The sequence below is a fragment of the Pontimicrobium sp. MEBiC01747 genome (genome assembly GCF_053601635.1).
The window spans coordinates 1-1,506 of the sequence record NZ_JBSHNS010000114.1; the positions used below are offsets into that span (position 1 = coordinate 1).

Annotated in this window: 2 protein-coding genes; one reads left to right on the forward strand and one right to left on the reverse strand. The window is 32.9% G+C overall.

Features of this window, described 5'->3' with window-relative positions; translation table 11 throughout:
• A partial coding sequence (locus ACVC2P_RS02575) for a Clp protease N-terminal domain-containing protein (RefSeq protein ID WP_452596919.1) occupies positions 1-124 on the reverse strand: 124 nt, incomplete at its 3' end.
• Positions 125-385: 261 nt separating this feature from the next.
• Between ACVC2P_RS02575 and ACVC2P_RS02580 the strand changes: the two genes are divergently transcribed.
• Positions 386-1,506 (forward strand): DNA gyrase subunit A (locus ACVC2P_RS02580; protein WP_452596918.1); only part of this gene is annotated, 1,121 nt, incomplete at its 3' end.

Below are 1,506 nucleotides of genomic sequence, written 5' to 3' on the forward strand. Positions count from 1 at the left end.
TGCCATCTCTTAATAAACCAAGCATTAAATGCTCAGTTCCAATAAAATCATGACCTAAGCGTAATGCTTCCTCTTTGCTATATGCAATTACATCTTTAACTCTTGGGGAAAAATTATCATCCATATATTTATCTCGTTTCAGGATTAAAATTACTAAATCATATTACCAAACGCAAAAACTATTCCTTAAATAATATGAATTCAGCTAAGAGACAAAAAAATCTTTATAAAAGAAAATAATTAGTAATATAACTTATTAACGAAAATCACTCTTGAAATTGTTAATAAATACTGTTAAAAAATCTTGTTTAAACGTTACTGTGACTGATGAAATAATTATATTAGCACGTTTTGAAATACTGATAAAAACTTAATTATATTATATATGGCAGAAGGAGAAAAACTTATCCCAATTAATATTGAAGATGAAATGAAATCGGCTTACATTGATTATTCAATGTCAGTCATTGTGTCACGTGCACTCCCAGATGTACGAGATGGTTTAAAACCAGTTCATAGACGTGTACTATATGGTATGCATGAATTAGGTGTTAGAGCAAATAGCGCACATAAAAAATCTGCAAGAATAGTTGGTGAGGTTTTAGGAAAGTATCACCCACATGGTGATACATCGGTTTACGATGCAATGGTGCGTATGGCTCAAGAATGGAGTTTGCGTTACATGTTAGTAGATGGACAAGGAAACTTTGGTTCTATTGATGGTGATAGTCCAGCAGCAATGCGTTATACAGAAGCACGTATGCGTAAAATATCTGAGGATATGTTAGCAGATATTGACAAAGAGACAGTAGACCATAAATTAAATTTTGATGATACTTTAGAAGAACCAACAGTATTACCAACACGTATTCCAGGGCTTTTAGTTAATGGAGCATCTGGTATTGCTGTAGGTATGGCAACAAATATGCCACCACACAACTTAACAGAAGTTGTAAATGGTACTATTGCCTATATAGACAATAACGATATTGAAATTGATGAGCTTATACAACACATTAAAGCCCCCGATTTTCCAACAGGAGGTACTATTTATGGATATGATGGTGTAAAGGAAGCTTTTCACACTGGACGTGGGCGAATCGTTATTCGTGGAAAAGCAAATATTGAAGAAGTAAATGGGCGTGAATGTATTATAGTTGAAGAAGTACCTTATCAAATTAATAAGGCAGACATGATTAAAAAGACTGCCGATTTAATTAATGATAAAAAGTTAGACGGTATTTCTACAATTAGAGATGAGTCTGATAGAAACGGTATGCGTATTGTTTACGTTTTAAAGCGTGATGCCATACCAAATATTGTATTAAACAAGTTATATAAATATACCGCATTACAGTCGTCTTTTAGCGTTAATAATATTGCACTTGTAAATGGACGTCCGCAATTATTAAACTTAAAAGAATTAATACATTATTTTGTAGAGCACAGACATGAAGTTGTTGTTAGACGTACAACTTACGAATTGCGTAAAGCAGAAGAAAGAGC